Below are 16988 nucleotides of genomic sequence, written 5' to 3' on the forward strand. Positions count from 1 at the left end.
AAAAGAAGAAAAGAAAGAAAAGACTCTGGGGGCCCCTGACACGGCGTGCCCTTCCCTGCGGGGGTCCTTCCCCCCTCTTTCCCCCCCCCCCACGTCCAGTGGAGTGGTGCTGGCATCTCAGGAGATTGCCTCCTTCAGGACATCGAGCAGCGTCTTGAACTGTTTTCCCAAGGGGTTCGTCCTGCGCCACACGAGCCCGATCGTGCGTGACGGACGCGGCTCCTCGAGCGGTGCGACTGAAACCGCGGCAACGCGCGTCTCGGTCTCGATCGCCATCTGAGGGATCAGCGTGATGCCGACCCCTGCCCCGACCATCTGAACCAGCGTGGAGAGGGAACTCGCCTCCATCAGGTCACGCGGACCAGGTGGCGACATCTTGCAGAAGGAAAGCGCCTGGTCGCGGAAGCAATGCCCCTCCTCGAGCAGGAGGAGCCGCATCTCCCGCAGGAGGTCCGGCCGTGGCACGGGCTTGCCGGCATCGGCAAGAGGCCGAACGAGGACGAACTCCTCGGTGAAGAGCGGGTGTTCCACAAGCGAGGGTTCCGAGGTCGGCAGCGCGACGATCGCCATGTCGAGGCGGCCTTCGCCGAGGTCGTTCACCAGCTTCTGCGTCACCGCTTCCCGGACCCGCAAATCGAGGTCCGGAAACCGCGCCGCCAAGGCTCGGATGACCCGCGGCAAGAGGTAGGGGGCCACCGTGGGGATCAGGCCCACCCTGACCCGGCCGGTCAGTTCCTCGCTGGCAGTGCGCGCAAGCGAGGCCAGTTCATCGACAGCACGCAATATGTCCCTGGCGCGCAGAAGAAAGACTTCGCCAACCCCGGTGAGCCGCACCTGGCGGGCACTTCTCTCCAGCAGCGGACTCCCGACGATGTCTTCCAGCTCCTTCATCTGGATCGAGAGTGCGGGCTGGGAGATACCGCAGGCCTCGGCGGCGCGGCCGAAATGACCATGCTGGGACAGCGCCTCGAAGTAACGGATGTGCCGGAGGGTGAGAGCGTTCATAGCTTTCCCTTATGGGAGCGATAAAAAAAGGAAACTTCTCTTTATCGCGCTCCGGGGGTATTTCAACCCCACGGCCGGTATCAGTTGCGAGGAACGAGCGCGGCAGGGCAGCTGACCAGCCAAACATCAATTCGTCATTTCAGAGGGTGAGATGGACAAGTCCAACAACAGCTCGGCCGGCAGGTGCCCGGTCATGCACGGCGCCAACACCATGAGCGGAAGCTCGGTCGTGGAGTGGTGGCCGAAGTCGCTGAATCTCGACATCCTGCATCAGCACGACACCAAGACCAATCCGCTGAAGGGTTTCAATTACCGCGAAGAGGTGAAGAAGCTCGACGTGAAGGCGCTCAAGGCAGACCTCGCCAGGCTGATGACGGACAGCCAGGAGTGGTGGCCGGCGGACTGGGGTCACTACGGGGGACTGATGATCCGCATGGCCTGGCATTCGGCGGGAACCTACCGCATCGCGGACGGCCGGGGCGGCGGCGGCACGGGAAGCCAGCGCTTCGCGCCCCTGAACAGCTGGCCGGACAACGCCAATCTCGACAAGGCCCGGCGCCTGCTGTGGCCAATCAAGAAGAAATATGGAAACCGGCTCAGCTGGGCCGACCTGATGATCCTTGCGGGCAACGTGGCTTACGAGACCATGGGTCTCAAGACCTTCGGCTTCTCCTTCGGCCGCGAGGACATCTGGCACCCGGAAAAGGACATCTACTGGGGCGCCGAGAAGGAATGGCTGGCGCCGAGCGACAGCCGCTACGGGAATCTCGAGGACCCCTCGACGATGGAAAACCCCCTCGCGGCGGTGCAGATGGGCCTCATCTACGTGAACCCGCAGGGGGTGAACGGCCAGCCCGACCCGCTGAAGACGGCCGCCCAGGTGCGCGAGACCTTCGCCCGCATGGCGATGAATGACGAGGAAACCGTGGCGCTGACGGCGGGCGGCCACACCGTGGGCAAGACCCACGGCAATGGCCGAGCCGAGGTCCTGGGGCCGAGCCCCGAAGGCGCCGACATCGCCGAACAGGGCCTCGGATGGATGAACAACGAGTCCCGCGGCGTCGGCCGTGACACCGTCACCTCCGGCATCGAAGGCGCCTGGACGACACATCCGACCCGCTGGGACAACGGCTATTTCGACCTGCTCCTCGGCTATGAGTGGGAACTGAGGAAGTCTCCCGCGGGCGCGTGGCAGTGGGAGCCGGTCAATATCCGCGAGGAAGACAAGCCCCAGGACGTCGAGGACCCGTCGATCCGCCACAACCCGATCATGACGGACGCGGACATGGCCATGAAGATGGACCCGGCCTACCGCAAGATTTCCGAGCGGTTCCACAAGGACCCGGCCTATTTCTCGGATGTCTTCGCGCGCGCCTGGTTCAAGCTCACCCACCGCGACATGGGACCGAAGTCTCGCTACATCGGTCCGGAGGTCCCGGCCGAAGACCTGATCTGGCAGGATCCGGTTCCGGCGGGCAGCACCTCCTACGACGTCGCGGCGGTGAAGGCGAAGATCGCGGCGGCGGGTCTTTCCACCGCCGAACTCGTCGCCACCGCCTGGGACAGTGCCCGCACCTTCCGCCAGTCGGACATGCGCGGCGGCGCCAACGGCGCCCGCATCCGTCTCGCCCCGCAGAAGGACTGGGAAGGCAATGAGCCCGCGCGCCTGGCCCGCGTCCTGGCGAAGCTCGAGCCGATCGCGGCCGCAACCGGCGCCAGCATCGCAGACGTGATCGTGCTCGCCGGCAACTACGGCGTGGAGCAGGCGGCGAAGGCCGCAGGCTTCCCGCTGGAGGTGCCTTTCACGCCTGGCCGCGGCGATGCCACGGCGGAGCAGACCGACGTCAACTCCTTTGCGCCGCTGGAGCCCGTCGCCGACGGCTTCCGCAACTGGCTCAAGAAGGACTATGCTGTGGCGCCGGAAGAGCTGCTGCTCGACCGGGCCCAGCTCATGGGTCTCACCGCTCCGGAGATGACGGTCCTCGTGGGTGGCCTGCGCGTCATCGGCGCCAACCATGGCGGCTACAAGCACGGCGTCTTCACCGACCGCCCGGGTGCATTGACCACGGATTTCTTCGTCACCCTCACCGACATGGCTTACAAGTGGGTGCCGAAGGGCTCCAACCTGTATGAGTTGGTCGAACGCAAGTCGGCCACCAGCAAGTATGTCGCCACCCGCGTCGACCTGGTGTTCGGATCGAACTCGGTCCTGCGCGCCTATGCCGAGGTCTATGCCCAGGATGACAACAAGGAGAAGTTCGTGAAGGACTTCGTCGCCGCCTGGACCAAGGTCATGAACGCCGACCGCTTCTGACGCGGACGGACTCCAATGGCCCCCGCATGCCGTACGCCTGCGGGGGCTTTCTTCTTGCGAGGCTCGTTGGCATCCAGCGGCGCGTATCCGGGCGGCAATGTCACGCCCATCGCATGCAACCTTTGCCGCCCCGGCAGACGACAGGAACACGACACGGGCTTCGGTAGACTCGCTCCTCAAAGCCCAGCCCCAAGCCTCGATTTCACTCATGGAGCGCAGTCACCCGGCACGCAGGTCGCCACGCATATTCAATCGCCTGCTCGAGGGATGGCGCATGGCCAGGCTTCCCGAAGTCTAGACGGAAATTCCTTCGTGCTCCGGAGCGTGTCTGGTGACGCTAGTCTCCGATCTCACTTGTGGACTTGCGCTTGTGAGCGGCGAGCGCCATCAGGCGACGGTCGCGCCAGACCAGCCTCTCCCGCAACTTCTCGCGCGGCAGGCGCTTGCTTCGTGCGGTTTCGATTTCGTCCATCACCGGCCCTGACCAGTCGACGCGGCGCTGCATCTGCGGGAAAAGCCGCGAGTAGATTGACTGGTAGCGTTCGCAATAGTCGCGAATGCCGCCGGGCGCGTTGAGATCGATCGTTTCGAAGGGACCCATGAAGGACCAGCGCAGTGCCAGCCCGTCGCGGATGCCGGTATCGACATCCTCGACCGTCGCGTAGCCATCGGCCACGAGCCGGAACGCCTCCTCGAGCAGCGCCCCTTGCATGCGGTTCATGATGAAGCCGTCGAGTTCCTTTTTCATCACCAGCGGCGCGTGGCCCGCGGCGAGGAGAAAGTTGCGCGCGCGCTCCACCGTTTCCGGCGCTGTCCAGGGTGCGGGAACGACCTCGGCCGCCGGGATCAGGTAGGGCGGATTGATCGGGTGGATGACAAGGCAGCGGTGACGCCCCGCGAGGCCTTCGGTGAAGAGTGACGGCAGAATGGCAGAGGTGGAACTGGCGATCACCGCATCGGGAGGGGCCGCACGATCGAGCATGATGAAGACTTCGATCTTGACGTCCAGCTTCTCCGGCGTGTTCTCCTGAACATGGACGGCCCCATCCAGCGCCGCTTGGAGATCGCTTTCGGGGTGGATCCGCGCCAGCACATCGGCGGGCGCATGACCGTTCAGGAGGTCGTTGCGCTGGAGATCATCCAGCACGGTAGCAATGTAAGCGCGGGCATCATCCGGCGCCTGCGGGTCATGATCCCAGAGTCTCACCTCATGGCCCGCGCGGGCGAAACTGATCGCCCAGGCCCGTCCGATGAAGCCGCTTCCGATGATGGCCGTCCTTGTCATGCTCTCTTCCCACTATGTTCGCTATGTCGATCCTAGCTCTCGTTCTTGCTGCCGCGAAAAGCAATGACCGACGCTCTCTGGGTAAGGCCGGGGGAGACCCAAGCTTGTGAGCAACCGACCCTTGTGGTAAGTTGTCACAACAACTAAGCCGATCATCCGGCAGGTGTCGGCAAAGCCACATCAATGGGGGGAGATCTTGGCATGCATATCTATTCATTGACTGCGGGTCTGATCGTCATGCTCGCTGCGGCCGCACCCGCGACGGCGGAGATTTCTCGATCCAAGGTTGCTTTCAACACCGGTATCCAGAAGCCGGCAGCCAGTCAACCGGAGGGCGGGGTCGCCATGACATGGGATGTGACGCCTGCGGGCGGCGAACTCGACGGGTGCACGGCGAGCATCGTGGAAAACCTCTTTCCGCGTGACAACGGAAGCTGGGGCATCTTCGAGCTCGAGGCCAGCGTGGCGTGTACCAAGGGGACGTTCCGGTTCAACTCCACGGGCTCATGGGACCAGAACGGCTTCCATGGAGCCGGCGCCATCCTGGAGGCCGGGCGCAGTGGCGATTTCTCGCAGGCAAAGGGACGGATTGCGCAGGTCGGCGGGCGTGTCGTGCCGGCGGCGACGGCAGGCACGTTCGACGTCACCTATGAGCTGATCATCGAGCGCACGGACAAGTGACGCGCATTCACGGCGGCCAGGCATGACTGGCGCCAGGAGTCTCAATTGGCGCCAGGAAGGGCATTATGCAATTTCTGGAATTTGTCGAACGATACCAGGGGCTGATTGGTGCGATCATGACGCTCGTGGCGGCTTTCCTGGGCTTTGGAGGCGTCATCTATTCGCAACGCAAGTTGATGGCGATGGCCGAGATGCAGCGCCTTCAGCAGAAGCGGGACGAACTCACGTCCTTCTTGAATGCAGTCCTCGGTGAACTGTCCTCGCTGCAGGGTGCGATCGAAAGCGCCCTCAATGTTCTCAGCGCCCAGATTGCCATTGCAGAGGAGCTCTCAGGTTCGGGTGCCGGGCGAAAGACCCAACCGCGAATTGCTTTCCGCTTCGCAACACCTGTGTTCGATAGCCATGTGGATCGCATCGGGCTGCTGAGCCCTGATTTGTCGTTCAAGATGTCAAGTGTCTACGGGCAGTTCAAGGGCTTCAACACCCAGGTTCAGGACCAGGTCCCCGAGATGGACCCAACCCTCGCCATTCGAATCATGCGATCAGTCCGCGACACCCTCAGGAAGCTTTCCAGCGATGCCGAGTCACTGGCGACCGCGCTGACTGCCAGCGCGTCGGCTGCCATGGCCCGGAAGGCGTGATGCAAATGGTTCCGATGGCAGATTTTGCAGTTCATGCCCTGCAAGGAACTGGAAGCCAGGGCAAACTGCCGCGCAGGGCGCTCCCTACTCCTCCTTCAGTCCTGCCTTGCGCAGGCCTTCCAATACAGCCGGCACCGGGTTCGTCCGTTTCACGGATTGGATCGATAGATTGGGAGTGAACTTCAGCGCCTCGCCCAAGGCAGTCTTCGCCTCTTCAGTCTTGCCGACCAGCGCATAAGCTGCCGCAAGCTCCCGATACGGATAGCTTGTGCGGAAGCCCGAATCGATTGCACTCTGCAGCTGTTGTATGGCTTCGTCGTAGTTGCCGAGTCCCATCTCGGCATCGGCAAGGTTCGTGCGCCACAACCCCATCTGCGGATCGCGCGGACTGAGCTCCATCGCCTTGAGAATATCCGCCTTCGCCTCTTCGAACCGGCCCAGGATGATCTTGGAATAGCCGCGCGCATTGTAGAGAGCGGCATAGTTCGGATCGATGGCCAGCCCCTGGTCGGCCGCGCGAAGTCCATCCTTGGCCCGCTGCGTTCCATTCAAGTAAAAATTCTTTACATAATAGGCCTGCATGTTGTTGGGATCGAGGGAGATTGCCCGGTCAGCCTGGCCGAGGATCTTGGCCTCGTAATCAGTGGAACCGAGCTTCCAGCCGTAATAGTAGTCCACATAATAGGTGAAGGCGGAACCAGCCAGAGCATCGGGATTGTCCGGATCCGCGGCCAGTGCCTGGTCGAACAGGGCTCGCGCTTGCTGAGTGATATCCTTGTAGTCGGCCCCTTGCTGGAACCGCGTCAGGAACAGCGCTCGGCCACGCAGCTCCAGATCGATCGTGTCCGGATTCTTTGATCCGGCGCGGCTGTTGGCCTCCGCCTTGATCAGTTCATAGCCAAGGCTGTTGGCCAGTCGCGCCACCACCTCGTCCTGCAGCTTGAAGAGGTCGGCCACGTCTTCTTCGAAGCGATCAGCCCAGATATGAGCTCCGGTCGTTGCGTCGATCAACTGCGCGTTCACGCGCACGCGGTTCTGGTGGCGCTGCACTGAACCTTCCAGCACATAGCGCACGCCAAGCTCCTTGCCGATCTGCTTGACGTCGGTGTTCTTGCCCTTGAAGGTGAAGGCCGTATTGCGCGCGATCACGAAGCTCCTCGGGATGCGCGACAGGTCGGTGGTCAGATTTTCGGTGATTCCGTCGGCGAAATAATCCTGGCTGGGGTCGTTGGAGAGATTGGTGAACGGCAGCACCACAAGGGAGAGTCGACTAGCCTCGGTTGTGGAAGCATTCGTCTCTGCGGTTTGTTGTTTCTCCATCGCCGGGCTTGTCGGTTGTTCTCTGGCAAGAAAATACCAAGAGATCATAACCCCGGTCCCGAGCAGTGTCACGATTGCTGCTGCGGGGAGCGCCCGTGCAGCGGGCTTCTTCGCTTCCTTCGGCGACTTGAATGGTGCTTGACTGGTTTGCAGCGGCTTGCCGACGTCCAGGGAATAGGCGTGGAGGGGTTCCGCGACATTCTTGAGGCGGGTCGGGCCGAGGTCGGTGACGGCGACTTCGAGCCTCCCCTTCACGTGGCGGTACGCATCCTCCGAGAGGCAAATTGCTCCCGGCGCCGAGATACCTTCCAGTCGTGCGGCAATATTGACGCCTTCGCCCATGATGTCGCCGTCCGCGTCCTGCACCATGTCCCCGAGGTGGATGCCGATCCGGAACTCAATCCGGCGATCCTCGGGCAGGCCGGCATTGCGCTTGATCATGCCTTTCTGGATATCGATCGCGCATCGGACCGCGTCCCCAACACTGCCGAATTCGATGATCGCCCGGTCCCCGGTGCGGTTGACGACGCGGCCGTGATGTGCGGCGACCGCGGGATCGATCAGCTCGCTGCGGAGGGTTTGCAACCGCGCCAGGGCCTGGTCTTCCTCGTCTCCGGCAAGGCGACTGTAACCGACCACGTCGGCAACGGTCAGCGGCATGCCAAGCAGCATGTGTTTACCGGCCAGGCGGCTGTAACCGGCCACATCGGCAACAAGGATAGCAGCTAGCTTGCGAGAGTCCTTTACCACACGCTCCCCCGGAGGCTTCGGCAGACTACCACGAATCTCAGGAAAGGCCATGACGGGGGAAGGAGTTGGAGTCCGAGGAGGTTCGACGGCGACCGGTCACCCCGCCGCAGCCGCGGATACGTCCGGCTCAAGCCGAAAAATTGATCGTCACTGTCGTGAATCAGAGGAAAAAATGGTGGTGGACACAGTCCACCGCTAACTCGTCTCTGCGAAAAACTCCCTGCGAACAGCGAATTCTGCAGCGAATTCTATGGAATTCTGCAGAAGCAGCCTGACCTTCAGCGGCAGAAGCCATTTTTCTTCAAGTACTTAGAGATGGTTACCGCAATTCCCGAGCAGCGAATTCTGCCGTCGGATCAGCGAGTCCGAAGTCGGAGTGCAGGGTACCGATCGATGCGCCGTGCGGCGCCGGCGTACGCAAACTCGGTAAGCTGGATACTGTGGCCGCATGGCTATGGCGGGCGAGCCGTTTGTGTAACTCGGTCGAGGCTTCGGTAGAAACTCTGGTTGACGGATCTTTTTGAAGCATTTATTAATGCTTTTATGGATTTTCAGCGCAACCAACTTGCATGGGCTATCTCTCGAGCAATCACGCCGGCGCCCTCTTCGACTTTTGAGCGCGAAATCACTCTTAAACTGCAGCGCCTGCTCGACAAAGATCGCGCCATGTCCCTGGAGCCCTCGCACCAGCGACATGCCTTCCTGGAGGGGGACCTGCCGGGCAAGGGCACAGTGGTCCGCTTCACAGAGGAGACAGCCTTCCAGCTACTCCTCGGCCTCCTCCTCCTGGATAGCGGTCTCACCCAGTCTCGAGTCGTGCGCCTCATCCGGGATCTCGGGAATGACCTCGCCCGGCAGTACCAGTGGATCGTCGCGCACTCACCGGCAGCACTGCGGGGCACCCGGGACGAGGGCAGCTGGCGCCGAGATCTCCAGCGCGGCCGGTTCGCGGTTGCACGCAGCCATCTCTCTTTCGTGGTGGTCACCGGCAATTTGGCCGACCAAGACGGCACGGTAGAGCATCGGCTTTGCAGGAACAGCGATCAGCTGATCTCCGCGATTGCCGAGCTCTCGCTGGCGCCGCGGCCGCTCATTTGCATTGAACTTACCAACCGCGCCTGGGCAATCTGGCACTGGCTGACCCAGGCTCCGGTCATCACCCGCGGCCGCCGGCCTGCTTCCTGAAGAGGAATGATATGAAGAGGAAGTCCTCCGCTGGCCTGATTGAAACGTTGAGAAATGTTTCATATGGCCCCAATCACAACCGCAATCCCGCCCATGTGCCGTTGGAGATTACCTGGCGGCCTCCCGGAGACCTCAAGGACTACGAGGGGCATTCACGGCGCCACTCCCGCCGCCAGATCCGCAAACTGGCAAGGAGCATCGAGAGCTTTGGTTTTGTCGCCCCTGTTCTTGTAGATCCGGGGTCGGTGATCATCGCCGGCCATGCGCTCGTTGCGGCTGCGAAGCGACTTCAGCTGCCGGAAATCCCGGTGGCAGAAATCAGCCATCTCAAGGAACCCCAAATCCGAGCCCTCCGCCTCGCGCTCAACCGGCTCGCCGAAGATGCGAAGTGGGATGAAGCCAAGCTCCGCAACGAGCTCGCAGGCCTGATCATCGATGCTCCTGAGATCGAGATCATCGACACCGGCTTCGAGACGGCCGAGATCGATCGATTGCTGATCCTGCCGGGAGTGGACGACGAGGATCCAGTTCCGGCTCTGCCCGATGTTCCGGTGTCGCGGTCAGGAGACCTCTGGCAACTCGGACCACACCGCATCTTCTGCGGTGATGCTCTCAACGCTGCAAGCTACGCTGCCCTACTTGACGGGGAAAAGGCACGATTGATGTTCACGGACCCACCATACAACGTCAAAGTACAAGGCCACATTCGCGGCAAGGGAAGGGTTCAGCATGAGGAATTCCTCATGGCCTCAGGCGAGCTGGACGAAGCCTCCTTCACTGATTTTCTCGGGACCTTCATGTCCCACGCAGTCGCTAACAGCGAGCCCGGAGCTCTTCACCTCGTTTGCATGGATTGGCGACATCTTGAGGAGATACTCTCGGCTGGTCGTGCTGCATACGGGAGGGGCCCCCTCAATCTGATCGTCTGGGCGAAGGAAAATGCTGGCCAAGGTTCTTTGTACCGCTCGCGCCATGAGTTGATCGTACTGTGGAAGGTCGGCGAGGCGCCGCACACGAACAACATCCTCTTGGGTAAGCACGGCAGATATCGCTCCAACATCTGGACCTACCCGGGCGTGAACAGTTTCGGTAAGGGACGCGACAGGGCCCTCGCAGATCATCCGACGGTCAAGCCGCTCGCGATGGTGGCTGACGCAATCCTCGACCTGTCGAATCGGGGCGACCTTGTGGTTGATCCGTTCGGAGGGTCTGGCACGACGCTGCTCGCAGCCCATGAAACTGGCCGGAGGGCTCGACTCATGGAACTCGACCACCGCTATGTGGACGTGACGCTCAGGCGCTGGCGCGAACGCACCGGTGAAGCGGCGATTGAGATCAACACGGGACAGAGTTTCGAAGAGCTGGCGCACACGCACCGTGAAAAATCGGCGGCAACGTCGCTCGACTCGCAGCACTCGCAGGACGAGGGACAGTTCTTCAACGGAGACCTCGAGGACGAAACCAATGAGCCAGTCTGACGGCAAGAAAACTCCGCCATCCGGCGGACCTGACCCGGGGAAGAGTTACGCGGTCGGTTACGGACGGCCACCCCAGGAATACCGCTTCAAGCCTGGTCAGTCGGGCAACCCATCCGGCAGACGAAGGCAGAGCTCCGACCCGAACAGCCTTGAGAAGCTGAAGGAACTCATCCTCAAGGAGGCCTACCGACCCATACGGGTCCGGGAGGGCGACAAGACGATCCGCCTGCCGGCCATACAGGCCTCACTTCGGACCCACCTCATGAGCGCGGCGAAGGGGGACACGAAGGCCTTCAACACTGCCATTTCCCTGGTGTCGGCCATCGAGAGCAAGAATGCAGAGTTAAGACTACAGCACTTTGCAGCTGCCCTCGAATACAAGCTCGGCATGGAAGTGGAGATTGCGCGCCGCAAGCGCGAGGGGATCGTTGCACCCGATCCCCTCCCCCATCCTGACGACATCATCCTCAATCCGCGGACCGGTGAGGTCAGTATCAAGGGGCCGCTCGACGAGAGGGAAAAAGCGCTCTTTGAGGAGGTGAAATGCAGGCACGCTGAACTGACGGAGCAGCTCCGGGATCTCCAAGAGATGCTCGCGTCAACGCGCAGCAGGGCCCGGAAAGAGATGATCATGTCTTTGATCGACCGCATCACCTGGGAGCTAGGGCGTCTTGCAGAGTTCCTGGAGACCTAAGACGTTGAACCCAGCCTGGGCCAAAAGGCAATGCGGTGGTTCTTCGTTAATCAGTGCCCCGGCCGCCAGGCGGGGCGAAGCCAGCTCGTCAAACTGAAGGCATTCAACAACAGCGTAATTTGGGATTGACAGCTTTGTTTTGACTGGTTCATCTGTAGGTAGATCAGGCACTGGAGAAGAGCGATGAAATTGTTCGTGCAGCCGGCATCATGTCATTTTCGCATTCTCAGGGCCTGTGCGCGGACTACAATTGCGGTTATCGTGCTAATAGAAGCAACTGTTGTGAATGCTTCAGCTCAGTCCGTTTTTAGCAGCCAGGGCGAGGTTTCCCCTGCCGACGCGGCGAACAAGCTCCTCCAATCCCCCACTCCGTCGGGGGACACCGGCCTCACGAACGAACTCGCCACCCCCTCTGACCAGAGCGAAACTTTACAGACGCTTCCAGGCGGAACCACCCTCGAACAGGCCATGATCAAAGTGGGCAAGCTTGGTCTGATCAACTGCACCAATAAGAAGATTCGAGTAAGAACTTACAACACGGCTGATATCGTTTACGCCATTCCATTTCAGGACAAAGTGATATCCCCAGGGGGTTATGAGGACCTGAATTGCGCCAGCAGCAAGTGCAAGGTTCAGATCAGCAACGGAAAGCCCTCGACTCCCATCGGAGGTGGGTACAAGTTTGATGGCGGCCTGCAACGCCTCGGTAACACGGTAAGCTGCAATTAAGTGCGGCTGCTGCCTTGGCAGCGCGTTGGATTTGCTTCGTCCAAGCGTATTGCCGAAATGGGTTGATGTGAATCGGACGGTTTTCCCCGAGGGCGGAGTTCCCGCAGCCATGCGGGAAGTTGGATGCACGCTCAGCCATCATGAACCAGGACCAGAAGATCATGCGAGTCGGCTATCACCGAGGCCCGATCGCATCAGTCAGCCGCCCCGACTGGCCCAATCTCCCCGAACGACAGCATCTTCATCTTGTCTTTACCCCCACAGCGTGAGCCTCACGCATTTAACAGCACTGCTTCGTATTCTCGTCATCAGGTCCGGCTTCAGTGTTTAAGGGCAGCCGGAATTCCCATGTAGGCTCGCCCACAGTGTAAGACCGCACCTTCTGTTTCGGAAACTGAGGTCATATGTTCGAATCCTGTCGTGGCTGCCAATAAAATTAATTGTTTAATTGACAATTAGACTTGCTACGATTTCTAGAATTTAGACCATGGGAAGCTTTGTCATTGGTAGCCGTCCACAACCTTGCCAAGGTTAGGGTCGCGCGTTCGATTCGCGTCGCCCGCTCCAAAACCTCCCGGAAATATCAGTGATTTAGAGATCTCGTCGTCAACCGGCTGGATTCCCGCGACCCGTTGTGGAAGCAGGGCGGAAGCAGTTGGGAGCAAGTTCGGACTATCTCCAGCAATCCAATCCGAACTTTCTGGCCGTCTTTCAGATGAACTGTTCGGGTTGGGATTTGGTTAGTACCCAGTCAATCGGGTGAACCTCATGGAGCTCAACCGAGTGCTTGCGCCGACTCACCGGTCGACTGTTCCCCATCTGGTCGCATGGCGTCCCAGACTAATGTTGGGGCGACCTAACGGCTGCGACGCAGCGCGGCCATCTGGTCGATGAAGTTCCATGACAATCCATCACCGGGAGTGAAGGTGACCCGCTTGAAGTCGTAGCGGGCGACCCGAAGTCTGTCGCTTGGCGTATCGGTCACGGTTTGGATGTGGATCTTGCCGGACCGGCCGGTCACGGGTGTGCCACGATAGACTGAGGACGGCGTTGGTTGCTCCGTCCACACGTGGGAAGCAGCCTCGGAAAACTGCTCGGGCTCCGCTCCGGCGGGCGGCTTCACGAGCATGTGGGCATGCCAGCCTCCAGCGGCCTCCTCGAATGAGACCGTGCCTGCATCCGGTCGGGTCCGTTCTCGGGCATGTACCAGTTACGGCCGAGGAAGACGCGGTTCACCCGGATGTAGAATTCCCGGATGTGGTGCTCGAGCTCGCTCCGCGTTCGGCCGGGCGGAAGTTCGACCGTGATGTGGAACCTCGCGAAGTGCTCTCCGGCGAACCTCGCCAGCGATTCCCGATTCTCCCTCTTCGATGTGATCGTCACGCTTTGACCGTCCTTCGGGGTATCTATTGCGACGGACGAGCCGGACCGGCGGATCGGAAGGAAAAATCTGCGCAAGGCACAGTGGTCCGTCCGTGCCCTCCAGATGCCCCGTGGTGCCCATTTCGGGTCGGCCATGGCGATCCCAGGGAAATCCCGGAAACCTCACCACGACACATCCTCGAGGATCCTGGCCAGCCTCAGCGGGTTGTTGTCCACGTACATGGCCGTCGTCCGGATGTTCGAGTGCCCGGCGAGGACCGAGATGGACTTGAGGTCGATCCCGCGCTCCGCGAGCGCGGTGATGAAGGTCCGCCTGCCGGAGTGAGAGCTGGCCCTGGGGATTCCGGCCTCGACGTAGAGCTGCTTGAGGAAGCGGGCCATGGAGGCGGCGGTCAGGTGCCCGCCCTTCTGGCTGCGGAACAGGGACGCGTCCGGGCTCCATCCGTCGGGGTATCGCTCGGCGAACTGGGCGAGGACCTGCCGGAGCCTCGGCGAGGACAGGAACACGTCGCGGGTCTTCGATCCCTTAGCGTAGGCGGCCTTCAGGTGAAGGACGTCCCGGACCCGTCCGCCGTCGTCGAACAGGTCACCCCACCAAAGGGAGGCGATCTCCTTGGCGCGGAGCCCCAGGTAGAACGACAGGTGAAGGCGGCTTCGGCCCTGGCGGAGAATCTGGGCCGCGATTTAAGGAACCTGAGGACCCGCTTGATCTCGTCGGGCCTCAGGATCGGGGCCGGTCCGGTCTGTCCAGCGGGTCGGCCCGGGTTCGGTGAGCCATGGTCACTGGTCCGTTTCGTCTGTATACAGACCATTTTAAACCAAGTTCCTGATCCGGTAAACGACGATTAGGCGCGGATATCCTTGACCTCGACCGAGCCGGTCGCTGCGAATTGCCTCAGGTAAATGCGCGTACATCGGCAATGGACGTGACGGAGCAAGAATGACTCCGTCGGATGGTTACTTTCCAACCGAGCCATTGGCTGCTATATTCTACCTGTGAAAGTCGACGGCACCTGTTTCTGCGGCAATGTGAGGTTCGAGGCAGAAATCGATCCTGACACGGTTGAGCTGTGCCACTGTAAGGATTGCCAGAAGATTTCCAGTTCCGCTTTTCGGATTGTCGTGCCGGCCTTGCCGGGAACCTTTCACCTTTTGTCGGGCACCCTTACGACTTTTGTGAAGACTGCCGAGAGTGGCAACAAACGGGATCTGGCATTTTGCCCGACATGCGGCACTGCAATCTACTCTGCGCCGGCCGGGGGCGGGCCGGGGTTTTTCGGCCTTCGCGCCGGTACGCTGCGTCAGGTTGGCGAACTTGTTCCGCGGCGACAGTACTGGCGTCGCTCTGCCCTTGCATGGGTCGATCACGTCGCCGAGATTGAAAGTCACGAGTCGGAGTGACAGCGGTAGCACTTCACGCGGAAGAATCCGCAGGAGTTCGACCGCTCGATTGGCAGACCGCATTATGGGGGCACTCGATGTGTTAAGCGCTGACTTTGGGTTAACCAGTCTGGGCAGACCAAAGTGATCGAGCGAGCATGGGCAGAGCGCTACGCTCATGAGTGGGCGGCCAGTTGGAACGCGAGAGATCTTGACTCATTGCTCTCGCACGACGCGCCCAATGTCGTGTTTCGCTCTCCCCGTATTCCGATCGTGCTAGGGACTAAACGCTCGTACGTCTCTGGAACCGGAGAGCTTCGGGCATACTGGCACAAGGCGCTGGAGCTGGCGAAGGTTTGCGCTTCGAAGTCGAACACATCGGTGTCGGCGCGGACGCGATTTCCATCGTGTAAAACAATCACCGCGGCGTTCACGTTGCTGAGACGCTTGTATTCGATGAGAGCCTTAAGGTCATTGAAGGCATCGTTACCTACCTCGCGCCCGTGACGAGAAAGAGCTGAGAAAGGCACGGTGGTTCATGGTGGCAACTGCAGAACTCGTCGGGACCTGGCGTCTCTTGAGTTGGAACATTGAGGTCGTCGAGAGCGGTGGAATGCTTCAGCAGTTTGGCGACAACCCACCGGGCTACATCCATTTCACGTCGGACGGTCGGCTTTTTGCAGTCCTGACGGCTTCCGATCGAAAGCCAGTCGAGACGGAGTTTGACCAGATTGCTGCATTCGGTTCCCTCATCGCCTACACAGGCCAATATTGTATAGAGGGCAACCGTCTTGTGACCAAGGTGGACGTGTCTGCGGACCCGGCTGCGGTTGGAACTGAGCTCGTCGGGTTCTACAAGCTCAATGGCAATCGCCTCGAGATTACAACCGCGCCCTTTGTCAGCAACAAACCCAGTGTTAGCTTTGGCGGCAGGCAAATTCGAGCCATTTGCTCTGGCAACGTGACGAACGTAATTAGCATAATGGCTTGTTAAGCTTCCGGCGCCAGCCCACTGTCGTAGTTGGCAATAGCTCATGAGCGAAGTGTCAGCCATGTCCGCGCTGGTTCTGGTAGCCGTATGCTCCTTCCTCTGCTGTTGTGATCCTCCTTGAACCCTAAGACATGCTTCAAGTCAAAGCCTGAGCTTTGCTTCGGCAATTGCTGCCACCAGAACGTCCGGGTTGGCGTAGTCGGCACAGTATTGTGAGCGATATGCGAGCGTGATGACCCCACGATCATCGATCACGAACTCACCGGGAAGCTGCCACGGGCTGTCGACCGGCTCCCGGCCCGAGCCTTGCCGCGACTTGATGAAATCCGTCGCGGCTTTGAGATCACGGCGCAGAAATGCCACCCCCATGCCGTAGACTGCCTGCGCGGGGCGAGCATCGAGCAGCCCGAATGCCTGATATCCACGGCGGTCCTCATCGGACAAGATGGCGCAGCGGAGGCCGGTCCGCTCCTTGAATGAGCGTGTTCGAGCAGGGTCCCCTTGCCCGATCGCCAGTACGGTTGCACCCGCCGCCGTCAGCGCGTCGAGTTCCCCTGCGAGGCGCTGCGCCCGTTCCCAAGCGCAGCCGCATCCAAAGTGACGGAGGAAGACGAGCACGGCGGGGCCGTTGCGCCATGCCGCGCTGAGACTGGAGGTGTCTCCGTTCTCGTCGGTGAGATCGAGCGCCGGCGCCTTGTCGCCGATCTGCGGCGGCAGTTCAGTCCACCGGGTGCGTTGCGGACCGGCAATCCAGTGGCGGAGCCAGGCCTGTTCGGCGGCGCTGGCGGGTGTCCATGGGTTGTCCATTGTCGTTCACCGGCCAGTCGTGGGATCGATCGTGCCGCGGATTTCCGTGATGACGTTGGCCGGAAAGCCGCTGAGCTGGGCATGCTCGCGCACCGCAGCCTCGTCCTCTGCCAGGTAGACGCAAAACGTCTTGTCCGCTGCGACATAGGAGTGTTCCCACTGGACCCGCGGGGCGAGTTGCGCCAATGCGCGGTTCGAGACGGTGGCGGCGTCCCGCAGTTGTTCCTTGTCAAAGGTGCCCACCTGCGGAATCTGACGCTCGATGACGAAGCGTTTCATTTCTGGTCTCCCTTTCAACTTTCTGGAGTGGCCGGGTCAATGAGGGCATTCAAGCGGAGGGTCCGT

Annotated in this window: 17 protein-coding genes; 8 read left to right on the plus strand and 9 right to left on the minus strand. The window is 60.9% G+C overall.

Features of this window, described 5'->3' with window-relative positions; all coding sequences use genetic code 11:
• Window positions 1–117: 117 nt before the first annotated feature.
• Complete coding sequence (locus tag ACK4HL_RS11295; protein WP_409760262.1) at window positions 118–1005, minus strand: hydrogen peroxide-inducible genes activator; 888 nt, start codon at window positions 1003–1005, stop codon at window positions 118–120.
• A 151-nt stretch (window positions 1006–1156) separates the two neighbouring features.
• On the opposite strand from ACK4HL_RS11295, the gene katG reads away from it, so the two are divergent.
• Complete coding sequence (gene katG, locus ACK4HL_RS11300; RefSeq protein WP_409760265.1) at window positions 1157–3319, plus strand: catalase/peroxidase HPI; 2163 nt, start codon at window positions 1157–1159, stop codon at window positions 3317–3319.
• A 337-nt stretch (window positions 3320–3656) separates the two neighbouring features.
• Here katG and ACK4HL_RS11305 read toward each other — a convergent pair whose 3' ends face one another.
• Window positions 3657–4604, minus strand: coding sequence for a 3-hydroxyacyl-CoA dehydrogenase (locus tag ACK4HL_RS11305; protein ID WP_409760268.1), 948 nt, complete (start codon window positions 4602–4604; stop codon window positions 3657–3659).
• A gap of 201 nt (window positions 4605–4805) precedes the next feature.
• On the opposite strand from ACK4HL_RS11305, the gene ACK4HL_RS11310 reads away from it, so the two are divergent.
• Together ACK4HL_RS11310 and ACK4HL_RS11315 are read left to right on the plus strand one after the other, a co-directional pair.
• Window positions 4806–5285, plus strand: a complete 480-nt coding sequence (locus ACK4HL_RS11310; RefSeq protein ID WP_409760271.1) for a hypothetical protein — start codon at window positions 4806–4808, stop codon at window positions 5283–5285.
• Between the two features lie 65 nt (window positions 5286–5350).
• Window positions 5351–5926, plus strand: coding sequence for a hypothetical protein (locus tag ACK4HL_RS11315; protein WP_409760274.1), 576 nt, complete (start codon window positions 5351–5353; stop codon window positions 5924–5926).
• An 84-nt stretch (window positions 5927–6010) separates the two neighbouring features.
• Here the strand turns inward: ACK4HL_RS11315 and ACK4HL_RS11320 are convergent, their stop codons facing one another.
• On the minus strand, window positions 6011–8047 hold the full coding sequence (locus ACK4HL_RS11320) for an adenylate/guanylate cyclase domain-containing protein (RefSeq protein ID WP_409760277.1): 2037 nt from the start codon (window positions 8045–8047) through the stop codon (window positions 6011–6013).
• A 456-nt stretch (window positions 8048–8503) separates the two neighbouring features.
• Here ACK4HL_RS11320 and ACK4HL_RS11325 point away from each other — a divergent pair, with 456 nt between their 5' ends.
• From ACK4HL_RS11325 to ACK4HL_RS11335, 3 genes are read left to right on the plus strand one after another with little or no spacing between them, the layout of a single operon-like run.
• Window positions 8504–9181, plus strand: a complete 678-nt coding sequence (locus tag ACK4HL_RS11325; RefSeq protein ID WP_409760280.1) for a hypothetical protein — start codon at window positions 8504–8506, stop codon at window positions 9179–9181.
• Between the two features lie 11 nt (window positions 9182–9192).
• Entirely contained in the window at window positions 9193–10659 is a 1467-nt protein-coding gene (locus tag ACK4HL_RS11330; protein WP_409760283.1) for a site-specific DNA-methyltransferase, read from the plus strand.
• Entirely contained in the window at window positions 10646–11353 is a 708-nt protein-coding gene (locus ACK4HL_RS11335; RefSeq protein ID WP_409760286.1) for a DUF5681 domain-containing protein, read from the plus strand. Before ACK4HL_RS11330 ends, ACK4HL_RS11335 begins: the two co-directional genes overlap by 14 nt.
• Before the next feature lie 429 nt (window positions 11354–11782).
• On the opposite strand, the gene ACK4HL_RS11340 is transcribed toward ACK4HL_RS11335, so the two are convergent.
• From ACK4HL_RS11340 to ACK4HL_RS11355, 4 genes are all read right to left on the minus strand, one after another.
• Entirely contained in the window at window positions 11783–12193 is a 411-nt protein-coding gene (locus tag ACK4HL_RS11340; protein WP_409760289.1) for a hypothetical protein, read from the minus strand.
• A gap of 745 nt (window positions 12194–12938) precedes the next feature.
• Window positions 12939–13211 (minus strand): hypothetical protein, encoded by a 273-nt coding sequence (locus ACK4HL_RS11345; protein WP_409760292.1) that lies wholly within the window; start codon window positions 13209–13211, stop codon window positions 12939–12941.
• Window positions 13202–13465, minus strand: a complete 264-nt coding sequence (locus ACK4HL_RS11350) for a hypothetical protein (RefSeq protein ID WP_409760295.1) — start codon at window positions 13463–13465, stop codon at window positions 13202–13204. Before ACK4HL_RS11350 ends, ACK4HL_RS11345 begins: the two co-directional genes overlap by 10 nt.
• A gap of 162 nt (window positions 13466–13627) precedes the next feature.
• Complete coding sequence (locus tag ACK4HL_RS11355; protein ID WP_409760360.1) at window positions 13628–14149, minus strand: tyrosine-type recombinase/integrase; 522 nt, start codon at window positions 14147–14149, stop codon at window positions 13628–13630.
• Window positions 14150–14461: 312 nt separating this feature from the next.
• On the opposite strand from ACK4HL_RS11355, the gene ACK4HL_RS11360 reads away from it, so the two are divergent.
• Complete coding sequence (locus ACK4HL_RS11360) at window positions 14462–14866, plus strand: GFA family protein (protein ID WP_409760297.1); 405 nt, start codon at window positions 14462–14464, stop codon at window positions 14864–14866.
• A 517-nt stretch (window positions 14867–15383) separates the two neighbouring features.
• Window positions 15384–15839: a lipocalin-like domain-containing protein gene (locus ACK4HL_RS11365; RefSeq protein WP_409760300.1), complete on the plus strand. Its 456-nt coding sequence runs from the start codon at window positions 15384–15386 to the stop codon at window positions 15837–15839.
• A 138-nt stretch (window positions 15840–15977) separates the two neighbouring features.
• On the opposite strand, the gene ACK4HL_RS11370 is transcribed toward ACK4HL_RS11365, so the two are convergent.
• Both ACK4HL_RS11370 and ACK4HL_RS11375 read right to left on the minus strand, forming a co-directional pair.
• The gene (locus ACK4HL_RS11370; protein ID WP_409760303.1) at window positions 15978–16643 is read right to left on the minus strand and encodes a peroxiredoxin-like family protein; all 666 of its coding nucleotides are present in this window, start codon (window positions 16641–16643) and stop codon (window positions 15978–15980) included.
• A 6-nt stretch (window positions 16644–16649) separates the two neighbouring features.
• A complete protein-coding gene (locus ACK4HL_RS11375) occupies window positions 16650–16922 on the minus strand; it encodes a DUF4242 domain-containing protein (RefSeq protein ID WP_409760306.1) in 273 nt (90 codons plus the stop codon).
• Window positions 16923–16988: the final 66 nt, after the last annotated feature.

The organism is Aestuariivirga sp., from assembly GCF_046294715.1.
GTDB lineage: Bacteria > Pseudomonadota > Alphaproteobacteria > Rhizobiales > Aestuariivirgaceae > Aestuariivirga.

Excerpts from the sequence above, each read along its gene's own strand:
- ACK4HL_RS11340 (WP_409760289.1), bottom strand. The coding sequence starts at position 12,193 with ATGGCTGCGGGAACTCCGCCCTCGGGGAAAACCGTCCGATTCACATCA.
- ACK4HL_RS11375 (WP_409760306.1), bottom strand. The coding sequence starts at position 16,922 with ATGAAACGCTTCGTCATCGAGCGTCAGATTCCGCAGGTGGGCACCTTT.
- ACK4HL_RS11365 (WP_409760300.1), top strand. The coding sequence starts at position 15,384 with ATGGTGGCAACTGCAGAACTCGTCGGGACCTGGCGTCTCTTGAGTTGG.
- ACK4HL_RS11370 (WP_409760303.1), bottom strand. The coding sequence starts at position 16,643 with ATGGACAACCCATGGACACCCGCCAGCGCCGCCGAACAGGCCTGGCTC.
- ACK4HL_RS11305 (WP_409760268.1), bottom strand. The coding sequence starts at position 4,604 with ATGACAAGGACGGCCATCATCGGAAGCGGCTTCATCGGACGGGCCTGG.
- ACK4HL_RS11335 (WP_409760286.1), top strand. The coding sequence starts at position 10,646 with ATGAGCCAGTCTGACGGCAAGAAAACTCCGCCATCCGGCGGACCTGAC.
- ACK4HL_RS11330 (WP_409760283.1), top strand. The coding sequence starts at position 9,193 with ATGAAGAGGAAGTCCTCCGCTGGCCTGATTGAAACGTTGAGAAATGTT.
- ACK4HL_RS11310 (WP_409760271.1), top strand. The coding sequence starts at position 4,806 with ATGCATATCTATTCATTGACTGCGGGTCTGATCGTCATGCTCGCTGCG.
- ACK4HL_RS11295 (WP_409760262.1), bottom strand. The coding sequence starts at position 1,005 with ATGAACGCTCTCACCCTCCGGCACATCCGTTACTTCGAGGCGCTGTCC.
- ACK4HL_RS11315 (WP_409760274.1), top strand. The coding sequence starts at position 5,351 with ATGCAATTTCTGGAATTTGTCGAACGATACCAGGGGCTGATTGGTGCG.
- ACK4HL_RS11345 (WP_409760292.1), bottom strand. The coding sequence starts at position 13,211 with ATGCTCGTGAAGCCGCCCGCCGGAGCGGAGCCCGAGCAGTTTTCCGAG.
- katG (WP_409760265.1), top strand. The coding sequence starts at position 1,157 with ATGGACAAGTCCAACAACAGCTCGGCCGGCAGGTGCCCGGTCATGCAC.
- ACK4HL_RS11320 (WP_409760277.1), bottom strand. The coding sequence starts at position 8,047 with ATGGCCTTTCCTGAGATTCGTGGTAGTCTGCCGAAGCCTCCGGGGGAG.